General features: G+C 48.3%; 17 protein-coding genes, 14 tRNA genes and 1 rRNA gene. 28 read left to right on the top strand and 4 right to left on the bottom strand.

The annotated features are described in order from the left end of the window. The first annotated feature begins 178 nt into the window (after positions 1-178). From rrf to KNP03_RS08585, 19 genes are all read left to right on the top strand, one after another. Positions 179-295 (top strand): 5S ribosomal RNA (gene rrf / locus KNP03_RS08675). 8 nt (positions 296-303) lie between these two features. Then, positions 304-378, top strand: a tRNA-Asn gene (locus KNP03_RS08670). Positions 379-389: 11 nt separating this feature from the next. Further along, positions 390-480: transfer RNA gene (locus KNP03_RS08665), tRNA-Ser, on the top strand. Between the two features lie 18 nt (positions 481-498). Beyond that, a tRNA-Glu gene (locus KNP03_RS08660) sits at positions 499-573 on the top strand. Between the two features lie 16 nt (positions 574-589). Continuing rightward, positions 590-663 (top strand) — tRNA-Met (locus tag KNP03_RS08655). 9 nt (positions 664-672) lie between these two features. Next, a tRNA-Asp gene (locus KNP03_RS08650) sits at positions 673-748 on the top strand. Between the two features lie 31 nt (positions 749-779). Then, a tRNA-Phe gene (locus KNP03_RS08645) sits at positions 780-855 on the top strand. A 5-nt stretch (positions 856-860) separates the two neighbouring features. Next, positions 861-944: transfer RNA gene (locus tag KNP03_RS08640), tRNA-Tyr, on the top strand. Positions 945-947: 3 nt separating this feature from the next. Further along, positions 948-1018 (top strand) — tRNA-Trp (locus KNP03_RS08635). A 15-nt stretch (positions 1019-1033) separates the two neighbouring features. Beyond that, a tRNA-His gene (locus KNP03_RS08630) sits at positions 1034-1109 on the top strand. Between the two features lie 7 nt (positions 1110-1116). Then, positions 1117-1191 (top strand) — tRNA-Gln (locus KNP03_RS08625). Between the two features lie 5 nt (positions 1192-1196). Then, a tRNA-Gly gene (locus KNP03_RS08620) sits at positions 1197-1271 on the top strand. A gap of 8 nt (positions 1272-1279) precedes the next feature. Next, positions 1280-1353: transfer RNA gene (locus tag KNP03_RS08615), tRNA-Cys, on the top strand. A gap of 9 nt (positions 1354-1362) precedes the next feature. Continuing rightward, positions 1363-1443: transfer RNA gene (locus KNP03_RS08610), tRNA-Leu, on the top strand. Positions 1444-1449: 6 nt separating this feature from the next. Next, a tRNA-Gly gene (locus KNP03_RS08605) sits at positions 1450-1520 on the top strand. A 72-nt stretch (positions 1521-1592) separates the two neighbouring features. Continuing rightward, positions 1593-2741, top strand: coding sequence for a tRNA epoxyqueuosine(34) reductase QueG (queG, locus tag KNP03_RS08600; protein ID WP_240544514.1), 1149 nt, complete (start codon positions 1593-1595; stop codon positions 2739-2741). Next, positions 2722-3159, top strand: coding sequence for a methylated-DNA--[protein]-cysteine S-methyltransferase (locus KNP03_RS08595; RefSeq protein ID WP_214828235.1), 438 nt, complete (start codon positions 2722-2724; stop codon positions 3157-3159). The genes queG and KNP03_RS08595 overlap by 20 nt, the downstream gene beginning before the upstream one ends. An 11-nt stretch (positions 3160-3170) precedes the next feature. Next, the gene (trmL, locus tag KNP03_RS08590) at positions 3171-3644 is read left to right on the top strand and encodes a tRNA (uridine(34)/cytosine(34)/5-carboxymethylaminomethyluridine(34)-2'-O)-methyltransferase TrmL (RefSeq protein ID WP_214828219.1); all 474 of its coding nucleotides are present in this window, start codon (positions 3171-3173) and stop codon (positions 3642-3644) included. 229 nt (positions 3645-3873) lie between these two features. Then, entirely contained in the window at positions 3874-4431 is a 558-nt protein-coding gene (locus tag KNP03_RS08585) for a DUF5366 family protein (protein ID WP_214828205.1), read from the top strand. A gap of 38 nt (positions 4432-4469) precedes the next feature. Here the strand turns inward: KNP03_RS08585 and KNP03_RS08580 are convergent, their stop codons facing one another. Next, positions 4470-6263: a transglycosylase domain-containing protein gene (locus tag KNP03_RS08580; protein ID WP_214828203.1), complete on the bottom strand. Its 1794-nt coding sequence runs from the start codon at positions 6261-6263 to the stop codon at positions 4470-4472. A 151-nt stretch (positions 6264-6414) separates the two neighbouring features. On the opposite strand from KNP03_RS08580, the gene KNP03_RS08575 reads away from it, so the two are divergent. The 4 genes from KNP03_RS08575 to KNP03_RS08560 are packed head-to-tail and all read left to right on the top strand — an operon-like array spanning position 6415 to position 12602. Beyond that, entirely contained in the window at positions 6415-7569 is a 1155-nt protein-coding gene (locus tag KNP03_RS08575) for a glucose-1-phosphate adenylyltransferase (protein ID WP_214828201.1), read from the top strand. Positions 7570-7603: 34 nt separating this feature from the next. Continuing rightward, positions 7604-8704, top strand: coding sequence for a glucose-1-phosphate adenylyltransferase subunit GlgD (gene glgD / locus KNP03_RS08570; RefSeq protein ID WP_214828199.1), 1101 nt, complete (start codon positions 7604-7606; stop codon positions 8702-8704). Positions 8705-8714: 10 nt separating this feature from the next. Continuing rightward, a complete protein-coding gene (gene glgA / locus KNP03_RS08565; RefSeq protein WP_214828192.1) occupies positions 8715-10148 on the top strand; it encodes a glycogen synthase GlgA in 1434 nt (477 codons plus the stop codon). A 21-nt stretch (positions 10149-10169) separates the two neighbouring features. Further along, a complete protein-coding gene (locus tag KNP03_RS08560) occupies positions 10170-12602 on the top strand; it encodes a glycogen/starch/alpha-glucan phosphorylase (RefSeq protein WP_214828341.1) in 2433 nt (810 codons plus the stop codon). 14 nt (positions 12603-12616) lie between these two features. On the opposite strand, the gene KNP03_RS08555 is transcribed toward KNP03_RS08560, so the two are convergent. Beyond that, positions 12617-13435, bottom strand: coding sequence for a sulfurtransferase (locus tag KNP03_RS08555; protein ID WP_214828189.1), 819 nt, complete (start codon positions 13433-13435; stop codon positions 12617-12619). A gap of 99 nt (positions 13436-13534) precedes the next feature. On the opposite strand from KNP03_RS08555, the gene KNP03_RS08550 reads away from it, so the two are divergent. The 3 genes from KNP03_RS08550 to KNP03_RS08540 all read left to right on the top strand — a co-directional run bounded on the left by KNP03_RS08550 (position 13535) and on the right by KNP03_RS08540 (position 16798). Next, positions 13535-15265 (top strand): phospho-sugar mutase, encoded by a 1731-nt coding sequence (locus tag KNP03_RS08550; protein ID WP_214828186.1) that lies wholly within the window; start codon positions 13535-13537, stop codon positions 15263-15265. Between the two features lie 127 nt (positions 15266-15392). Continuing rightward, positions 15393-16151 carry a transporter substrate-binding domain-containing protein gene (locus KNP03_RS08545; protein WP_214828183.1) on the top strand — a complete coding sequence of 253 codons (759 nt, stop codon included), beginning with the start codon at positions 15393-15395 and terminating at the stop codon, positions 16149-16151. Further along, positions 16148-16798, top strand: coding sequence for an amino acid ABC transporter permease (locus KNP03_RS08540; protein WP_214828180.1), 651 nt, complete (start codon positions 16148-16150; stop codon positions 16796-16798). Before KNP03_RS08545 ends, KNP03_RS08540 begins: the two co-directional genes overlap by 4 nt. A 41-nt stretch (positions 16799-16839) precedes the next feature. Here the strand turns inward: KNP03_RS08540 and KNP03_RS08535 are convergent, their stop codons facing one another. Next, positions 16840-17937 carry an ABC transporter ATP-binding protein gene (locus KNP03_RS08535; RefSeq protein WP_214828177.1) on the bottom strand — a complete coding sequence of 366 codons (1098 nt, stop codon included), beginning with the start codon at positions 17935-17937 and terminating at the stop codon, positions 16840-16842. Positions 17938-18041: 104 nt separating this feature from the next. Beyond that, a complete protein-coding gene (locus KNP03_RS08530; protein WP_214828174.1) occupies positions 18042-18893 on the bottom strand; it encodes a PucR family transcriptional regulator in 852 nt (283 codons plus the stop codon). Between the two features lie 75 nt (positions 18894-18968). Here KNP03_RS08530 and KNP03_RS08525 point away from each other — a divergent pair, with 75 nt between their 5' ends. Together KNP03_RS08525 and KNP03_RS08520 are read left to right on the top strand one after the other, a co-directional pair. After that, a complete protein-coding gene (locus KNP03_RS08525; protein ID WP_214828338.1) occupies positions 18969-20060 on the top strand; it encodes a DUF445 domain-containing protein in 1092 nt (363 codons plus the stop codon). Between the two features lie 35 nt (positions 20061-20095). Further along, complete coding sequence (locus tag KNP03_RS08520) at positions 20096-20467, top strand: YlbF family regulator (RefSeq protein WP_015880924.1); 372 nt, start codon at positions 20096-20098, stop codon at positions 20465-20467. Positions 20468-20489 lie beyond the last annotated feature (22 nt).

Genomic DNA, 20489 nt, shown 5'->3' with positions numbered 1-20489 from the left:
GAGACGATGAGGTAGATAGGTCATGGGTGGAAGCGTGGCGACACGTGGAGCTGAATGATACTAATCGGTCGAGGCTTTGATCTAGTCTAGGTTTGTGTTGATGAATCCTCAGTTTTGAGAGAACAATCTCTTAAATTTATATTGACATTATCGATAAATAATGTTAGTATAATACTTGTCTGGTGGCGATAGCGAGACGGCCACACCCGTTCCCATGCCGAACACGGAAGTTAAGCGTCTCAGCGCCGAAAGTAGTTGGGGGATCTCCCCCTGTGAGGATAGGACGTTGCCAGGCAAGATCGTTCCGCAATAGCTCAGTGGTAGAGCAACCGGCTGTTAACCGGTAGGTCGTAGGTTCAAATCCTACTTGCGGAGCCACTTTCTCTTTTGGAGAGCTGTCCGAGTGGCCGAAGGAGCACGATTGGAATTCGTGTAGGCGGCAAAACCGTCTCAAGGGTTCGAATCCCTTGCTCTCCGCCAGTTTTTCAATTCAAGAATGGCCCGTTGGTCAAGCGGTTAAGACACCGCCCTTTCACGGCGGTAACACGGGTTCGAATCCCGTACGGGTCACCATTTAATTTTATATCGTCGCGGGGTGGAGCAGTCTGGTAGCTCGTCGGGCTCATAACCCGAAGGTCGTCGGTTCAAATCCGGCCCCCGCAATTAATGTCCGGTCTCGTGGTGTAGGGGTTAACATGCCTGCCTGTCACGCAGGAGATCGCGGGTTCGAATCCCGTCGAGACCGCCATTTTTATTTTTGAAAATCTAATACTACATATGGCTTTGTAGCTCAGTTGGTAGAGCAAAGGACTGAAAATCCTTGTGTCGGCGGTTCGATTCCGTCCAAAGCCACCATATGTGGGGGGGTAGCGAAGTGGCTAAACGCGGCGGACTGTAAATCCGCTCCCTCGGGTTCGGCGGTTCGAATCCGCCCCCCCCCACCACTTAGGGGTATAGTTTAGCGGTAGAACTACGGTCTCCAAAACCGTCAGCGCGGGTTCGATTCCTGCTACCCCTGTTTTAATTAATTATGGCGATTGTGGCGAAGTGGTTAACGCACCGGATTGTGATTCCGGCATTCGAGGGTTCAATTCCCTTCAGTCGCCCCATTATTATTGGGCTGTAGCCAAGTGGTAAGGCATCGGATTTTGATTCCGACATGCGAAGGTTCGATCCCTTCCAGCCCAGCCAACTTTGCGGAAGTAGTTCAGTGGTAGAATACGACCTTGCCAAGGTCGGGGTCGCGGGTTCGAATCCCGTCTTCCGCTCCAATGACTTTGGCGCCATAGCCAAGTGGTAAGGCAGAGGACTGCAACTCCTTTATCGTCGGTTCGATTCCGACTGGCGCCTCCAACATAATATGCCGGTGTGGCGGAATTGGTAGACGCGCACGACTCAAAATCGTGTTCCTCTGGAGTGTCGGTTCGACTCCGACCACCGGTACTTTCTGCGGGTGTAGTTTAATGGTAAAACCTCAGCCTTCCAAGCTGATGACGAGAGTTCGATTCTCTTCACCCGCTTCACATCTCTCTGCCGACTGGCGGAGAGATTTTTTGTATGCGAAAATATACGTGAGTGAGGTGATGAACGGTATGGATCCGTACACATTAAAACAACAAATCCTAGAGTATGCCGAAACGATAGGGATTGATGAGTTGAAAGTGACAACAGCCGATCCGTTCATCGTTATGAAACAACGGCTTGTCAGTCAGCAGGAGAAAGGGTACGCGTCCGGATTTGAAGAACCCGATTTAGATAAGCGGACGACGCCTGAACTGCTCTTAGAAGAGGCTCAATCAATCATTGCGATTGCCATCGCCTATCCAAGTAAATTGAAAGACGCACCACGAAGTGTCGCAGGTGAGCGCCGTGGGTTATTCGCACGCGCCTCGTGGGGGCTCGATTATCATCGGGCTGTCGGAGACCGGTTAGCAAAGCTCCAAACTTATATTGAAGAATTGGTTCCGGGTGTTCGTACGCGCTCGATGGTCGATACGGGCGAGCTTGTTGACCGGGCTGTTGCTGAGCGTGCCGGCATTGGGTTTAGCGGGAAGAACTGCTCCATCATCTCTCCTGAAAAAGGGTCGTATCTTTATTTAGGTGAAATGATTTTAGATACGTATTTGCCGCCGGATGAAGCGATTGAAGATGGATGTGGCGACTGTAATAAATGTATGACGGCGTGCCCGACGACAGCGCTCGTTGAGCCGGGCGTGCTCGATGCGAAGCGCTGCATCGCCTATTTGACGCAGATGAAGACGTTGATGCCCCGAGAATTTCGTTCTAAGCTAGGTGGTCGATTATACGGATGTGACACCTGTCAGCAGGTCTGTCCCTATAACCGGAAGAAAGACTGGCGTCATCACGAGGAGTTGTTGCCGGAAGCGGAGGTCGTTAAGCCACTCCTAGAACCGCTATTAACGCTCAGTAACCGGGAATTCAAACAAAAGTTTGGTCACTTATCCGGTGCGTGGCGAGGGAAGAAGCCGATTCAGCGCAATGCAATTTTGGCACTCGCGCATTATCGGGAGCCCTCAGCCATTCCAGTGCTTCGTGACTTCATTCGAAAAGATGAGCGGGAAGATATGCGCGCGACGGCGGTTTGGGCAATTGGAGCAATCCTTGGTCCAGAAGCGGATTCAATTTTTGAAGAGATCGAGCAAGTCGAGCCATCCGACATGGTGCATGAAGAAATCCGGATATACCGAGAGGAGTGGGCGAATGAAGATCGTGTCGTCTAAGTGGGGGCCGTTAGCGTATCAATTGAACGATGCAGGAAAACTGATCGCGTTAGATTTTGCAGACGAACCTTCAGAAGAGTCAGCGCCTAGTTGGCTGAACGATTTGATGACTCGTTTGGAGCACGATGGGTTCCAGGAAGCCGATCGAGCGTATATCGAAATGAACGGCACACCGTTTCAACAGGAAGTGTGGGATGCGTTGTTAACGATTCCGTATGGTGAGACACGGACGTATAAACAAATCGCCGAACAAATCGGGCGACCGAAGGCGGTCCGGGCTGTCGGACAGGCGCTCAATCGGAATCCTTTACCCATCCTGTTTCCATGTCACCGTGTGATCGGGAGTAGTGGGAAGTTGACGGGTTTTGCGGGGGGACTCTCCCAAAAACAACGTCTCCTTGAAATCGAAAAGAAGTGAGGGAATAAATCATGGCAATTCATGTAGTAATGTTTCAACCAGAGATTCCGGCAAATACGGGAAACGTATCACGTACATGTGCGGCAACAAACGCTGTTCTTCATTTGATTCGTCCGCTCGGTTTTTCAACGGATGATAAAATGTTAAAGCGTGCGGGCTTGGATTATTGGCAATTCGTTGATGTTCGCTATCATGACTCACTTGATGAGTTGTGGGAAAAGCATCCGGATGGCGAATTCTTTTATATCACAAAGTACGGAGAACAGTATCCGAGTGACTTAGACGTATCGGATGTCGAGAAGGACTATTTCTTCGTGTTTGGACGCGAGACGAAAGGGCTCCCGATGGAAGTGATCGAGAACAACCTTGACCGTTGCATCCGTCTGCCACAATCGAACCTTGTTCGTTCATTGAACGTTTCGAATACGGCAGCAATCATTGTCTATGAAGCATTGCGCCAGCAAGGATACGCAGGATTGAAGTAAAAAAAGAGAGCCGGATTCGTAAGAATCCCGGCTCTTATTGGTTACCTTCAGGTTTGCGGTTATATCCAGCTGTCAAAATCGCTGAGAGGAAGACGACGCTGATTCCAATCATCAATAGTAGGCCCATCTAAAAATCCCCCTTTTATTCTCCATAACTATAAATAGTATAATATACTTGGTAGTAGATTTGCACTGAATATAAGAAATTACTGTGAAATTGGAGATCAATATGAAAACGAATGTGTACTTATTAAGTTATGCGCCACTCATCGCCATCGTCCTGTTTTCTGTATCGCTTGCGATTGCGACCTCAGAATTCGTCATCCAATGGCTCACGCAGATTGGCGTGTATAGCGAAATCATCGAATTGTTATCGGTGCAAGAAACGAAAGTGTTGGTGCTTGTCGTATTCTTTACACTGTTTTTTATGTCGTTTAGTGCGTTTAAATTAGTTGCCGATACGTTCAATCAACTGGGTTTCGCCTTTTTTGCACGTGAAACGAACGGAATTTCTTTACACCGTCTAAAACCGGGAGCCATCATTTTTCTTGTCGGTTCAGGGATTAGCTTCCTATTCTTAAATACGTTGCTCGCTGTGATCGCTGTCTTGGTCGGCACATTCGTTATGTATCTCTTCTATTACATTTGGCAGGTCAGTCAATCGATGTCTGTCCCGAGAGCGGTCGGCTTGTTGCTTATGCAGGCACTTATGTGGGCGATTTTACTGAGCGGACTCGGCTGGTCCGTCTTGCGACTATTCAACTCCGTTGGAGATATTATCTTGTAAATAAAAACACGGCATCGGAAAAATCCGATGCCGTGTTTTTATCGATGCGCTTCCGTCCAAACAATCGCAGGATACGCACGGTTTGCGAGTTCAGGAAACGGGCGTGGTTTATCTGCGCCGAGCCAGATTGCCGTGATGGTTTGATCGGTCAGACCGACATACCACATATCTTTATGGTCGTTCGTCGTTCCGGTCTTGCCTCCGAGGTAATCGTAGTCTTCTTTCACTTGATTCGCATAGCGCCCCGTTCCATAAGTCGTCACCGCGCTCAACGCGTCCTTCATAATAGCTGCAGTCTCCTGAGACCAGACAGCCTTTTCTGTGAGAGGAGGAGTGAGGGTCGGTTCGCCTGACTGGAACGTGATTTCTTTAATCGTGTGTCCGGAAGTATACGTCCCCTTGTTCAAAAATGGCGTGTAGGCTGCTGCCATTTCTTTTGGAGAGACACCCCGAGTCAATCCGCCAAGGGCACTGGCCAACGTGTTATCTTGATCCTCGTCCCACTGACTAAACATCATATCTGCGGTCTCGTATGCCTGTTGCTGATCAATCATGGAAAAAGCAGCGAGAGCAGGCGTGTTATAGGAGTAGGCGACAGCGTCTTTTAACCTGACGTCTCCTAAAATCCGGTCGTGACTATTGCTTGGGCAATAAGAGTCGTAACAGGTTGGGCGGCCGTCGAGGATGGTGTCGAGTGTCGCATCCGTCTCTTCGATGAGTGGGGCATACACTAAAATGGGTTTGATTGAAGAACCCGGTTGACGGTACGCCTGGGTCGCCCGGTTGAATTCACCGACTTGTGACATCTCAGAGTCGACCATCGCGACGATTCGACCCAATGGAGTCAATTCCGTGTAGCCACCGTTTAAACCGGACGGAAGGTCGCTCATTGCTTGTTTCGCTTTTTCTTGTTTTGCCGTTGAAAGATATGTTTCAATCGATGCTCCATTACTCGTTAAATAGTCTCTCGCTTCCGTGTCATCTAAGTCATAGCGTGTTCGGACAAGCTGAATCGCTTCGCGGATCGCGATGTCCATGTAATCGGGATACTGAACGTTTTGCGACTGGTATTTCGCTTCAATTCGCACGCCATGATATTGGTCGTAAGCAGCCTTTGAAATGAGTTTGGCTTCAAGGAGTTGGGTAAGAATGCGATCCTTCCGTTCGAAATAGGCGTCTGATGGCTTAAGTGGGTCGTAAAGAGACGGATTGTTCGGTACGGTCAACAAATAGGCGATTTGGTTCCAGTTCAAATCCTCAAGCGAGCGGGAGAAATACGTGTCTGCCGCTGATTGGATTCCATATACATTATGTCCAAAGAAAATCACGTTACTATAAGCGGTGACAATTTCTTTCTTACTATATTTTTTTTCGAGTGCTCGGGCGAGTAATAATTCTTTTACTTTTCGCTCGTACGTTCGCTCATGTGTCAGATAGACGTTTCGTGCGAGCTGTTGTGTGATCGTACTTCCACCTTGAACGGAGGACTCGTTGGCGTTATTTATGAATGCTCGGGCAATCCCGCTCAAATCATAACCGGGGTGTGCATTGAATTTCCGGTCCTCGATCGTGATGATCGCATCACGGATGTGAGCCGGTAATTCGTCTACGGAAGCATCATTTCGTCTGCCGCTTAAATACAGGGATTCTTCCCCGCCATGATAAACAATTTTGACGGCTTGCTTCGATGAGAGCGGTTGTTCAGACACGATGTCTTGCCCCCACGTCAGAATTTCTTCAGTTTTGTTAATCTCTTCTTTCAGTGCAGTGGACAGCACCCATCCACAAATGATCAGGCCAATAAAAAACAGTGTACCTATCCATGCTCTCATCGTTTCACCTCTCTTCCTCCATTATATCGTCCAAATTCGAAAAAAATAAAAATGTAAACGTTATCATATAATAATTGGAGAAGGAATACTTTAGGAAACAGCGAAAAAGGGTAAAAGAGGTTGTATATTACGAATTGAGGAGGCTTTATTTATGAAGCAAGAGATGGTTGCGATGCTCCTTGCAGGAGGAGAAGGAAAACGATTGGGGCCTCTCACGCGGAAGACGGCGAAACCGGCCGTTCATTTCGGCGGGAAATACCGCATTATCGATTTTCCGTTGTCGAACTGTACGAATTCGGGAATCACGACAGTCGGGGTGTTGACACAATATGAACCGCTCGAATTAAACCGTTATCTTGGAATCGGATCGGCGTGGGATTTGGACCGTCGGAATGGTGGTTTGGCGATTTTACCGCCATATCAGGCACAAACAGGGAAAAACTGGTATGAAGGAACGGCGAACGCGATTTATCGTAACTTGAGCTATATTGACGACTATGAACCGGATTACGTGTTGATTCTCTCGGGTGACCACATTTACAAGATGGATTACGAGAAGATGCTGGAGTTTCATAAAGAGAAGCAAGCCGACGTGACCATCTCCGTCATGGAAGTGCCATGGGACGAAGCCTCACGATTCGGCATCTTGAATACGGAGGATGACCTTCGTATTAACGAGTTCGAGGAAAAACCGGAAGAGCCGAAGAGCAACCTTGCTTCGATGGGGATTTACATCTTCAATTGGAAAGTGCTTCGGGAGCACTTGATTCAAGATGCAGAAGACGAGACATCCAGCTTTGATTTCGGGAAGAACATCATTCCGAATACACTGATCGATGGATTGAATGTGTTCGCTTATAAGTTTAAAGGATACTGGAAGGACGTCGGAACCATCCAGTCACTTTGGGAAGCGAATATGGATTTGTTGAAAGAAGATCCGCCGTTTGACTTGTACGATCCGAATTGGAAGATCTATTCGGTCAACCCGAACCAGACGCCGCAATTTATTGGGAAAGATGCCTGTGTGGAGCAGTCGGTGATCAATGAAGGCTGCCATATTGAAGGGGAAGTGCAGCATTCGGTCCTGTTCTACGATGTTCGTGTCGGAGAAGGGTCACTTGTGAAAGATTCCGTCATCATGCCGGGAGCAAGAATCGGAAAAGATGTCACAATTCATAGAGCCATTGTTGCGAGCTGTGCAGTCATCGAAGATGGTGCAACGATCGGCGAACCGGGTGGTGAGATTGTTGTCATTGAACCACATGAAAATATTGAAAGTGGAACAGTCTTCAAACAACGGGCTTGAGACAAAAAAAGACGGACGCAAGGAGGCGTTACTTTTGACGAACGACCTATTAGGGATCATTAACTTAGGGACAGAGCAGGGACTGTTCCCGGAATTCACGAAGCATCGCAATTTGGCTTCTGTGCCTTTTTCGGGACGTTATCGCTTGATCGATTTTACGTTGACGAACATGATTACACAGAACATTAGTCAAGTCGGGATTTTCACGTTGGAGAATTCACGTTCCCTCATGGATCATCTCGGATCAGGAAAAGAGTGGGATTTAGACCGCTCACAAGGCGGCCTGCACATCTTCCCACCGGCTTTGAAATCGGATGGAGAGGCTTACCTTGGCGACTTGGCCAACTTCTCGATGCACCGGGAGCACTTCGTTCGCAGTAAGCAACCTTACGTGGTCATCACGGGGTCGAATGTGCTAACGACGATTGATTATCAAGACATGCTTGACCATCATAAATCTATCGGAGCGGACATCACGCTCGCTTATACGAGTCATGAACAAAAATGCGGCTACTGTCGACCGATTCGATTAGGAGAAAACGATCGGGTAGTCGGCATCTCAGAACGTGGATTCTCACCGGATGATGAGTACACCTATACTGAAACTATCATTATGTCGAAAAATCTATTCTTACGCCTCGTGGACGAAGCGACATCAAAAGGGGAATATGATTTGCTTGACGGGGTCATCCGTCCTCAGTTGCATCGTTTGCATGTTCACGGGTATCACTATGTCGGGAAAATGCAAGTCATTCATTCTGTGCTTTCCTACTATAACGAAAGCATGCGCTTACTTCGTCATGAAGGAATCATTTATGATTTCCCTCACATCTATACGAAGATCAAACATGAGCCGCCGACCCGTTATCTAAAAGGGTCGAAAGTGAATGAGGCACTTGTGGCGAACGGATGCAAAATCCATGGTGAAGTTCAAAATAGTATCCTCTTCCGTGGCGTATCGATTGGAAAACATGCCCGAGTGAAGAACTCAATCATTTCATCAAAATCCGTGATCGAAGAGGGCGCTGTCGTAGAAAACGCGATTCTCGATAAAGAAGTGATCGTTAAACGCGGACAGGTCATTCGCGGAACAGTTGATGAGCCGATTGTGATTGGGAAGCGGACAACAGTGTGAGGAGGATGTTATGAACATTTGGTATGTCGCTTCAGAAGCTGCACCGTTTATGAAAACGGGAGGGTTGGCCGATGTGATTGGCTCCCTCCCGCAAGCGGTGGCCGGTTTAGGGGAAGACGTGAGTGTCGTCATGCCGAAATACGGTACGATTGCACAAGAATATGTTGAGGAAATGGAATACTTATTCGACTTGATTGTTCCGGTCGGGTGGCGTAAGCAGTTCGGAGCGGTTCTGAAGCTCGAACGGGATGGGGTCACGTTTTACTTCATCGATAATGAATATTACTTTAAACGTGAAGGTGTCCTTTATGGACATTACGACGATGCGGAACGTTTTGCGTTCTTCTCCCGTGCTGTCCTGGAGATGATTGGGAAGGTCGAGGAAGTACCGGATGTACTTCACTGTCATGACTGGCAGACCGGGATTTTACCTGCCTTTTTACGAATCCACTATCAGCATATCGAGGCGTATCAGTCCATTCGAACGGTCTTTACCATCCATAACTTACAGTACCAGGGGATTTTCCCGGAAGAGATTCTTGGAGAGATTCTGCAGTTTGGTCACGAACATTTTACGGCCGAAGGCATTCAGCATAACGGACTGGTCAATTTCATGAAGGCCGGAATTGTCCATTCAGACCAAATCACGACGGTCAGTCCGTCCTATCGCGATGAAATAATGGAGCCTTACTACGGAGAAGGGCTCGACGGAGCGCTTCGCCATCGTTCGGTTGATGTGCGGGGCATTTTAAATGGGATCGATTTAGCGAGTAACGACCCGAACACGGATGGGCGGATTGCGCAGACGTATAATCTGGATACGTATAAAGAAGGGAAGCGCGTAAACAAACGGGCCCTTCAAGAACGGCTTGGTCTCGAGGTACGGGACGACCTTATGCTCATCGGATTCGTCAGTCGCCTGGTCGACCAAAAAGGTCTCGACTTGATTGATGGGGTGAGCGAGGAGTTAGGCAATTTGAATTGTCAGTTCGCTTTTCTTGGGTCGGGTCAACCTGAATACGAAAGCATTGTGCATGACATGACAGCGGCCCATCCAGGAAAAGTGGGCTCGTATATTGGTTTTGATATCGAGTTGGCTCACTTGATTTACGCGGGATCCGATGCTTTCTTAATGCCGTCCCGATTTGAGCCATGCGGTCTCAGTCAACTGATTTCCATGCGTTACGGCACGTTGCCGATCGTGCGGGAGACGGGGGGACTCCGGGACACGGTGAAGCCGTATAACGAATTCACCCAGGAAGGGACCGGGTTTGGGTTCATGAATTACAATGCCCATGAAATGTTGGCGACGATTGAGAAAGCCGTTCGTGTCTTTTATGAGGAAAATAACTGGCATGCCCTTGTCCATCAAGCGATGACTGCGGACTTTAGCTGGAAACAATCCGCGAAACAGTACCGTGAGTTATACCACCTATTCGCATGACGGGAAGGAGCAAAAGACATGATGTTTACAGATAAAAAAAGCTTCGTCGATTCATTCAAGGAACGATTCGTTGCTTTAAACGGAAAGTCGATTGATGAAGGAACGGAGCAGGAAGTGTATCAAACGTTGGCAACCATGGTACGTGAGCACGCCATGCCCAAGTGGGTGCACACCCGTGAAAAGCAGGATGAAAAACATAGTAAACAAGTCATTTATTTCTCACTTGAATTCTTATTGGGCCGATTTTTATACAACAACCTGTTAAGTCTGGACGTCCTCGAAGTCGTGAAGGAAGGTCTGGACGAACTCGGATTTGATTTCACTGAAATCACCGAGTTTGAGCCGGAACCGGGTCTTGGGAACGGTGGTCTTGGGCGTCTTGCCGCCTGTTTTCTAGATTCACTCGCCGCATTGGCCTTACCGGGACACGGGAATGGAATTCGTTACCGGTATGGCTTGTTCAAACAAAAGATTGTGGACGGGTATCAGGTGGAGTTGCCGGACAACTGGCTCCGTGACGGGAACATGTGGGAAACGCGTCGTGCCGATAAGGCGGTAGATGTCAATTTCGGCGGCTGGATTGAGATGAAGCAGATCGGAGACCGGTTACGTGTCGTCCATCATCCGGATGAAGTCGTAAAAGCTGTTCCTTACGATATGCCAGTCATCGGCTATCAGAATGAGATCGTCAACACATTGCGACTTTGGAATGCTGAATCGCCGTATGATGACGAAGAGTTTATGGAGCGGACGAAAGGGTCCTACAAAGACCTGTTGAAGCATAAGCAATCCGTAGCGACCATTTCGGAATTTTTATATCCGGATGATACGACGTATGAAGGAAAAGTGCTTCGTCTGAAACAGCAATATTTCTTTGTTTCGGCGGGCATTCAGTCGATGCTTGCGTCTTATTTACATCACAACAAATCGTTGAAGCATTTAGGGGACTACTATGCCGTCCACATTAACGACACACACCCGGTTGTAGCGATCCCCGAGTTGATGCGAATCTTGATGGATGAGCATGGATACGGTTGGGATGAGGCATGGCGCATCACGAAAAGCGTCATGTCGTTTACAAACCATACGTTGCTTGCAGAAGCACTGGAGAAATGGCCAGTGGAGATGTATCAGCGTTTGCTGCCTCGAATTTATCAGATCATCGAGGAAATCAATCGCCGCTTCTGCCGGGACGTCCTCGTCAACTACCCGCATTTGGAATCTCATATGGCGGAAATCGCGATCGTCTCCAACAATCAGATCAATATGGCGAACCTTGCCGTCGTCGGGTCGCATTCGACGAACGGTGTCGCCCAGATCCATTCGGATATTCTAAAGCAACGTGAGATGCGTTACTTGTACGAGATGTTCCCACTGCGCTTCAACAACAAGACGAATGGGATCACACATCGCCGGTGGCTGTTGAAGTCAAACCCGCGATTGTCAAATGCCATCACGGAAGCAATCGGGTCTTCTTGGATCGAGCATCCGAATGACCTGGAGAAATTGATGAGCGTCTCGAAAGATGCGAGCTTCCAGGAAAAAGTGATGGATGTGAAGCAACAGAACAAGCTTGATTTGGCGACTTATATTCAGGAAGAGACCGGGATAACGGTCGACCCGAACTCGATATTTGATGTGCAGGTGAAACGTCTCCATGCGTATAAGCGTCAATTGATGAACGCTCTCCATATCCATGCGCTCTACTTGAAGATTCAAGCGGACCCGACCTTTACGATGGTACCGAGAACCTTTATTTTTGGAGCGAAAGCAGCACCTGGGTATCACTATGCAAAAGAGATTATCCGGTACATTAATGCGCTCGCTACATTGATCAACAAAGACAAACGGGCAAGTCAGTTCATCAAAGTCGTTTTCCTGGAGAATTACCGGGTCTCGATGGCAGAACGCATCTTCCCGGGATCTGATTTAAGCGAACAAATCTCGACTGCGAGTTATGAGGCGTCGGGAACAGGAAACATGAAGTTTATGATGAACGGTGCCCTGACCATCGGGACGTTAGACGGTGCGAACATTGAAATCCGTGACGCAGTCGGCGATGACCACATCTTCATTTTCGGTCTCACTCCACAGGAGGTCATGAATTATAAGAAGTTCGGAGGATATCACGCCGCTGAATTGTACCACGCCCATCAGGAATTAAGAGATGTCGTGGATGGCCTGGTGAACGGAACGTTTGATAAGGTCGGCGAATATCAATTCCAATCGATTTTTGATTCACTTCTCGTCTATAACGATGACTTCCTCGTGTTGAAGGACTTTGCTTCTTACATGCAGGCACAACGGAGAGTGGATGAAGTGTTCAGTGACCGGGCGCGGTGGGCAGAAAGTTCAATCGTCAATACGGCGAAGTCGGGTATCTTCTCGAGTGACCGAACGATCACGGAATATGCGAATGCGGTTTGGAACATTAAACCGATCAGTGTGAAATAAAAACGATCCACCCGTTACGGGTGGATCGGATTGTCTGGATAGCTGATCCAGTCAGAATAGGAGCCCGGATAAAGTCGAACATCGTCTTTACCGAGTGCGTGTAATGCCAAGATGTTGACGCAAGCGGTGACGCCGCTTCCGCAATAAAAAATCGGACTGGGTACATCCAGTACTTCAGCATATAGTTCCTTTAAATTGTGGAACTCTTGGAGTGTACCAAGATCTGTGATGGCTTCGGCGTAGGAACAGAGCAGTGCATTTGGGATATGTCCAGCCTTCTTATCGATCGGTTCATGCGAACCATCATACCGGTCAGCCGTTCGGGAATCATATAGACCACCTGCCTCGGTTGCGGCGCGTACCTCTTCGATCGAGGCAATCATATCGTCTTGATACGAAGGGGTATAATCGGAAGCCGGATAGTCCGGGACGTCAGTTGTCGTCTCACCACAATAGGTCACGCCGGATTGAATACCGCCTTCAAGCACGACGACGCGTTCATGACCGGCCCACTTGAAAAGCCACCAGGCACGAGCCGCAAACGGAAATCCGTCATCGTAAATGACGACGAGGTCTTCTTTCTTCAGACCGATACGCCGAAGTGTGGCGGTCCAGGCTTCTTTTGAAGGGAGCGGATGGCGGCCGCCGTGCTCACTGAGCGGACCGGACAGATCCTCCATTAAATCAAGGAAGACGGCGTTCGGCAGATGACCTTGACGGTAAACGAATTTTCCGTAAGAGGCATCGTTCAATGAGTATCGGCAATCGATAAAACGGATCGAATTGGTATGGACGATATGTTTTAATTCTTGGGCACGCATAGTTGGAAACATAATATCACCTCGAGGTTTCGTTACTCCCATCGTATACAAGATGACTGGAATTGGCGAGTACTTCGAACGAATTTTTTGATGGTGAAAGGGGAACTGATCATGACTTGGCAACAAACGTATGAACGATGGAATCAACACGAGGCGCTCGAACCACACTTGCGGGCGGAATTGGAGGAATTGTCGAAAGACGGGACGGCCCTCGAAGATGCGTTTTATAAGACGCTCGAATTCGGAACGGGTGGTATGCGAGGCGAAATCGGTCCGGGATCGAATCGAATGAACTTATACACGATCCGTAAAGCGTCTCAAGGGTTTGCGGACTTCATCTCTGCATCAGGTGAAGAAGCGAAACGGCATGGGGTCGTCATTGCACATGATTCCCGTCATTTCTCTCCGGAGTTTGCCCTCGAGGCGGCACGTACACTCGCATCAAACGGAATCAAAACATACTTATTCCCAAGCCTCCGGGCAACGCCTGAGCTGTCCTTCGCTGTTAGACATCTTCATGCGTTTGGTGGCATCGTCATCACGGCCAGCCACAATCCTCCTGAATACAACGGATTTAAGGTTTACGGTGCTGACGGCGGACAACTGCCGCCTGCTGAGGCCGATGAACTGGTCAGTTATGTCAATGCGATTGAAGATGAACTGACAATCGAGGTGGCGGATGAAGCGTCACTTCGCCAAGAAGGGACACTTGTAACGGTCGATGCTTCAGTGGATGAGGCCTATATGGAGGCGTTGCAGTCGATTCGTATCCACAAAGACGTACAAGGGGAAGACCCGCTTAAAATCGTTTATTCTCCATTACACGGAACGGGACGCCGTCCGGTAATGGATGGATTGAAAGCGTACGGATTCGACCATGTGACGATTGTGGAAGAGCAGGCAGAGCCGGACGGTGCGTTCCCGACGGTGAGCTATCCGAACCCAGAGGAAAAAGCAGCGTTCCAGTTGGCGATGGAATATGGTGACCGCGTCGGGGCAGACCTGTTGATGGCAACCGACCCGGATGCGGACCGTGTCGGATTGACCGTACGCGATCGAGACGGAGAATGGTTCGTCTTGACAGGGAATCAGACGGGCGCACTATTAATGGAGTACATTCTATCACAGAAAAGCGAGACCGGTACGCTCCCTTCGAACGGGTTTGTGGCGAAGACGATCGTGACGTCGGAGCTAGGCGCCGCGATTGCGAAAGCGTATGGTGTTCATTTAGAGAATACGTTGACAGGATTTAAATTCATCGGTGAGAAAATCAAACAGTATGAAGAATCTGGAGAGTATCAATTCCTGTTTGGATATGAAGAGAGCTATGGGTATTTGATCGGTGATTTCTGCCGGGATAAAGATGCCGTGCAAGCTTGTTTACTCGGAGCCGAGATGGCGGCTTTCCATAAGCAACATGGACGTACCTTGTATGATGCCTTGCAATCGATTTATGAGAAGTATGGGTTCTATGAGGAGTCGCTCCAATCGATGACACTTAAAGGAAAAGCCGGTCTTGAACAGATTGGTCGCATGATGGAGGCATTCCGTGCCAACCCGCCGAAAGAGGTCGGGGGATATGAAGTGGTGCGGTTTGAGGACTATAAAAAACAAGTGGCGACGGACTTGCGTTCCAACACGTCAGAAGACATCACCTTACCTTCTTCGAATGTTCTTAAGTTTATCTTTGAGGATGGATCGTGGTTCTGCCTTCGACCTTCCGGCACAGAGCCGAAAATCAAATTCTACTTCAGCGTTCACGCCGACAGCGCCGACAAGACGTCTGCGAAGCGAGAGGCGATTGAAGCAGATGTGATGAAACAAGCGAAAGCGATTGACTGATTGATGAAACATCATTCCAAATGGGATGATGTTTTTTGTTTGACATAAAGACTTTCCGACAGTATGATGAGGTAGCTGAATAAAAACCATGTAATCATATAAGGATTATCGGAAAGGCGGAATCATCATGAATAAAACATTCACAACTGTACTTGCACTCGGCGCATCGGTCGGATTGCTCGCGGCGTGCGGAAATGAATCGGAAAGCGGTTCGGAAGAAGCCGTGATCACGGTAGGGACAGAGGCGACATACCCACCGTTCACATATAAAGATAAAGGTGAATTGACAGGGTATGACATCGATGTATTAAACGAGGCGGCTGAACGCGCAGGGTACAAAGTCGAGTATGAGGCAATGGACTTCAAAGGACTTGTCCCGGCGCTTGATGCAGAACGTATTGACATGATTGCCAACCAAATGAGCATCACGCCGGAACGGGAAGAGAAATACGCTTTCTCAACGCCATATGCGGTATCCGGTGCCCAAGTGATTGTCGGAACGGACAACAATGAGATTCAGGGAATCGACGACTTAAAAGGAAAAACGGTCGGTTCGACACAAGGATCGGTCTATGCTCAAATGGCTGAAGAAGCAGGAGCTGAAGTGAAGTTCTATAAAGGGGCGAACCAGGTTCTTCAAGACCTTGAAGTCGGTCGACTCGATGCGGCACTGAATGACCGTCTCTTTATTTTGACAGAGCTTGAAAAAACGGGTTACGACGTCAAAGCAGTAGGCGATATCTTTAACACAAGCGAAGCAGGTTTCATGACACGAAAAGACAGCGACGTTCTTGAAAAATTGAACGATGCGCTTGCGGAGATGAAGGAAGATGGCACAATGACTGAAATCGGTGAGAAGTACTTCGGTGAGGATATCAGTCAATGAATGAACTGATCACGACCGTCATAGATAACCGTTCGGTCTATCTTGAAGCCATCCAGATGACGTTGATCGCCAGTGTCCTGTCGATTCTTCTCGCCTTGGCGCTCGGTCTGATCATTGCGTTACTTCATAGTAGTCCAATCAGAGTCCTTCGATTGTTCACGCGGACATATATCTCCTTTTTCCGGGGGACCCCACTGTTACTCCAACTGTTGATTCTTTATGTTGGTTTGACAGGGTTCGTCCAATTGAGTGGCATGCAGGCATTGATCCTTGGTCTAGGTTTTCACTTTGCGGCATATATTTCAGAGGCATTCCGTGCGGCCATCCACTCAGTGGACAAAGGCCAGGTGGAGGCGAGTGTTGCTTTGGGCATCCCAAAAGTGAAACGGTTTAAGGACATTATTTTCCCGCAGGCACTCTCCCGTGCAATTCCGCCTGTGTCGAACTCGGTGATCGATATCATCAAGTCGACGTCACTCGGGTCCGTCATCGCAGTGCAGGAATTGACATATGTCTCGGACCAGATTGCCGCGACGACGTACCTCGTCATGCCGTTACTACTTTTCTCGGCATCGGTTTACTGGGTTCTCTCGACTTTGATTCAAGCAGGGCAGCATAAATTGGAACAACGATATGCTATTCGATAAATAAAAAACCTCGATTCGAACGAATCGAGGTTTTTTATGGTTTAACGGATGACTTGTTCAGTTTCTCCGTCGAAGAAGTGTGCTTTTGTCATATCGAGTGCGAGTTCAACGTCGTCTCCCATGTGGATGTTTGAGCGACCGTCAACGCGTGCTGTGAACTGGTGTCCACCAAGCTCTGCGTAGAGGTATGACTCAGAACCCATGAGCTCTGCAACATCGATGTGTGCTTTGAACGTGTGTGTCGTCGGTGAGTCGATGTAAATCGGCTCGTCATGGATTGATTCCGGACGGATACCGAGCACGAGTTCTTTACCGATGTAACCACGGTCACGGAGCGTTTTCATTTTTCCTTCAGGAACGTTTACTTCTTCACCGTTTGTAATGAATTTACCTTCTGCGAGTGTACCGCGGAAGAAGTTCATTGATGGTGAGCCGATGAAGCCGGCAACGAAGATGTTATCTGGTGTGTCATATACTTCTTTTGGTGTTCCTACTTGTTGAACGATCCCGTCTTTCAAGATAACGATACGTGTAGCAAGAGTCATCGCTTCTGTTTGGTCGTGTGTTACGTAAATTGTCGTAGTGTCCAAACGGTTGTGAAGCTGGATGATTTCTTTACGCATCTGTACACGGAGTTTTGCATCCAAGTTTGAGAGCGGCTCATCCATCAAGAATACTTTTGCATCACGGACAATCGCACGGCCGATTGCGACACGCTGACGTTGACCACCTGAAAGGGCTTTTGGTTTACGTTGGAGGTATTCTTCAAGTCCGAGGATGCGTGCAGCGTCTTTTACGCGACGGTCGATTTCGTCTTTCGGGAACTTACGAAGTTTCAAACCGAAAGCCATGTTGTCGTATACGCTCATGTGTGGGTAGAGGGCATAGTTTTGGAAGACCATCGCGATGTCACGATCTTTAGGAGCGACGTCGTTCATACGTTTTCCATCGATGAGGAAATCACCGTTTGAGATTTCTTCAAGTCCCGCAATCATACGAAGTGTTGTCGATTTACCACAACCTGATGGTCCGACGAATACGATGAATTCACGGTCTTTAATGTGTAAGTTGAAATCGCTGACGGCTTTTACGCCACCATCGTAAATTTTATCAATGTTTTCTAAACGAATTTCTGCCATGTCGTTTGCCTCCTAAAGAATCTTTATGTTTTTAATAGCGCTTACAAAACAGATTATACGCTGAAACCGCTTGCATTGAATATGGACACGTTGCACAAAAACCGTTAATCGGATTTGTGCAACGTGACAAGTAGTTGGAGTAAACTGGCGTCGAAGAACTGTCTAGCGTCATATCCGGTTGCCTCGTATAACCGATCTAGCCGGTAATTTAACGTGTTGCGATGCATGAACAACGCTTTGGCCGTATGAGAGACGTTCAGCGAATGATTGAATAAGGCTTCTAGTAATTCGATTGTCGGCGGGTCGAGTGCCTCTATGGTCGGATGGGTCACCCGAAGCCGTTCATCAAATGACTCCTGATCTTGTAGCAAATAATGGTATAATAATTGACTAGCAGGGTAAGCCTTAGTAGAGAGTTTCGCAAAAGGGAGCAACAGTTGATGCTGACGATAGAGCGTGGCCAAATCGCCGGCCGGTCGTTGGCTATACACCACATGGGCCTCGACATAACAGTCACTCGCAATGGCACGAAGCACATCTTCGAATTCCACGAGATCGACGAACGAATCGGTCTCAACCACTTCGATATGCCGGCGCGTCATGACGACGATGGTCGCATGTGGCATGAAGTCGTGGAGTACTTCGGTAAATTGTTCGAGCGATTCTGCTTCTGCTCCGTGTAGCGTGAGCGACAGAAGCCGGAACGAGTGGTCAAAGCGGAAGGTGTCATCCTGGAATCGCTGCTGCCATTTTTTTTGATTGGCGTCCACTGACGTCAAAATAGGCGTGGCCCACCAATCGAGCAACTGACGTTCCCGCTCGCTCAACTCGGTATTTGGCAACCCGAACGTGGTGCCGTCTTGCGTCTCAAACCAGTCGTAGTCACCAGATGCGTCTTCCGACCGATGGACGGCGGCCGGAAAAATCGATTTAATACGTTCAAACGTAGTCAACACAATCACCTCTTCAACAATGTATCATATTTCAGATCGGAGGCTTGCAGTTTGGAGGGTCTAATTAAAATTTTTGTGATGATTGTCATCGGAGCGACAATCGGTGGGGTAACAAACTTCCTCGCCATCAAAATGTTGTTCCGGCCACATGAACCAAAGTATATCGGATCGGTTCGGATCCCGTTCACGCCGGGATTGATTCCGAAACGCAGGGACGAACTTGCGTCTAGTTTAGGAAAAACGGTCGTCAAGCATTTACTGACACCTGAGGGAATGCGTAAGCGGTTGTTAGATGATCAAATTTCCAGCCATATCACACATTTTGCGCAACGTGAGGTCCATGCGATGCTTCGCTCGGAGAAAACAGTCCGCTCACTCATTGAGCCGCTTTATCCGAATGCGGAAACGCGATTTTTAGCCTTGGCGGATGAAAAAATGCGTGAAGAACTGACTAAAGTAATCGCCGAAGTGAAGACGAGAAAGTTGTACGAGCTACTCGGCGAAGAGGGGATGGATCGTGTCCGTGCACTCATTCCGGAAATCGTCGAAGCGTTACTCGTGAAATCGGAAGAATATTTTTACTCCCCGGAAGGAGAGGCACAGTTACGACATATGGTCGACTCCTTCGTGCAACGTCGCCTCGGGTTCATCGCCGGCTTTATTCAAAATATGAACCTGGTCGAGATGGTACGACCTGAAATCGTGAACATTCTACGTGGCAGTTCGACTCGGACGGGTATGACGACGATGATTACACGTGAGTTTGAACGATTCAGCGAAAAGTCGGTGGACACTCTTCTTGACGAACGCTTAGAAGCACGTCTCGTTGACGGAGTCGTATCGGAAGTGGTCACACGTTTACCAATCGGTCAATTGCTTGACCGTTCGGTTTGCACGTACACACGTGATGTTGAAGACCAGGTGGTCGAAGAACTCGTACCAAAAGGAGTCACCCTTGTCATTGAGCGCTTTACCGATCAGATGGAGACCATCATGGATCGCTTGAAAATCGATCAAATCGTGCAGGAACAAGTCCAGTCACTCGATACGTCCTACCTGGAGGAGATTGTATTATCCATTTCAAAACGGGAGTTTCGGGCAATAACATGGCTTGGAGCGCTGTTAGGTGGTATGATTGGGTTGATTCAAGGGCTCATCGCCATCGTTTGATGGGGATTCCCTAATAGTATTTAGGAGGACGTTACATGTCACAAACAAACTTGTACGACCAAGCTTACCAATTGGAGAAAGCACTTCGCGATTCTGAGGAGTTCACAACACTCTCTTCTTTATACGATCGTGTCAATGCGGACGCGGAAGCGAACCAGTTGTTCGCTGACTTCCGTAACATCCAAATGACGCTTCAACAAAAGCAAATGCAAGGTGAAGAAATCTCTGAGCAGGAGATGATGGATGCGCAAACGAAAATGATGAACGTTCAACAGAACGAATTGATCATGGAGCTCATGCAAGAAGAGCAGCGCATGCACCAACTCGTTACAGAAGTAACGAAAATCATCATGAAACCACTTGAAGAGCTTTACGCTCCGATGGTGAACGAAAACGAAGTTCAGTAAATCATGTGAACGGATGGCAAAC

This window comes from Exiguobacterium algae (genome assembly GCF_018617875.1).
GTDB classification, from domain to species: Bacteria; Bacillota; Bacilli; order Exiguobacteriales; family Exiguobacteriaceae; genus Exiguobacterium; species Exiguobacterium algae.
This window is presented reverse-complemented; position numbering and strand designations above follow the sequence as displayed.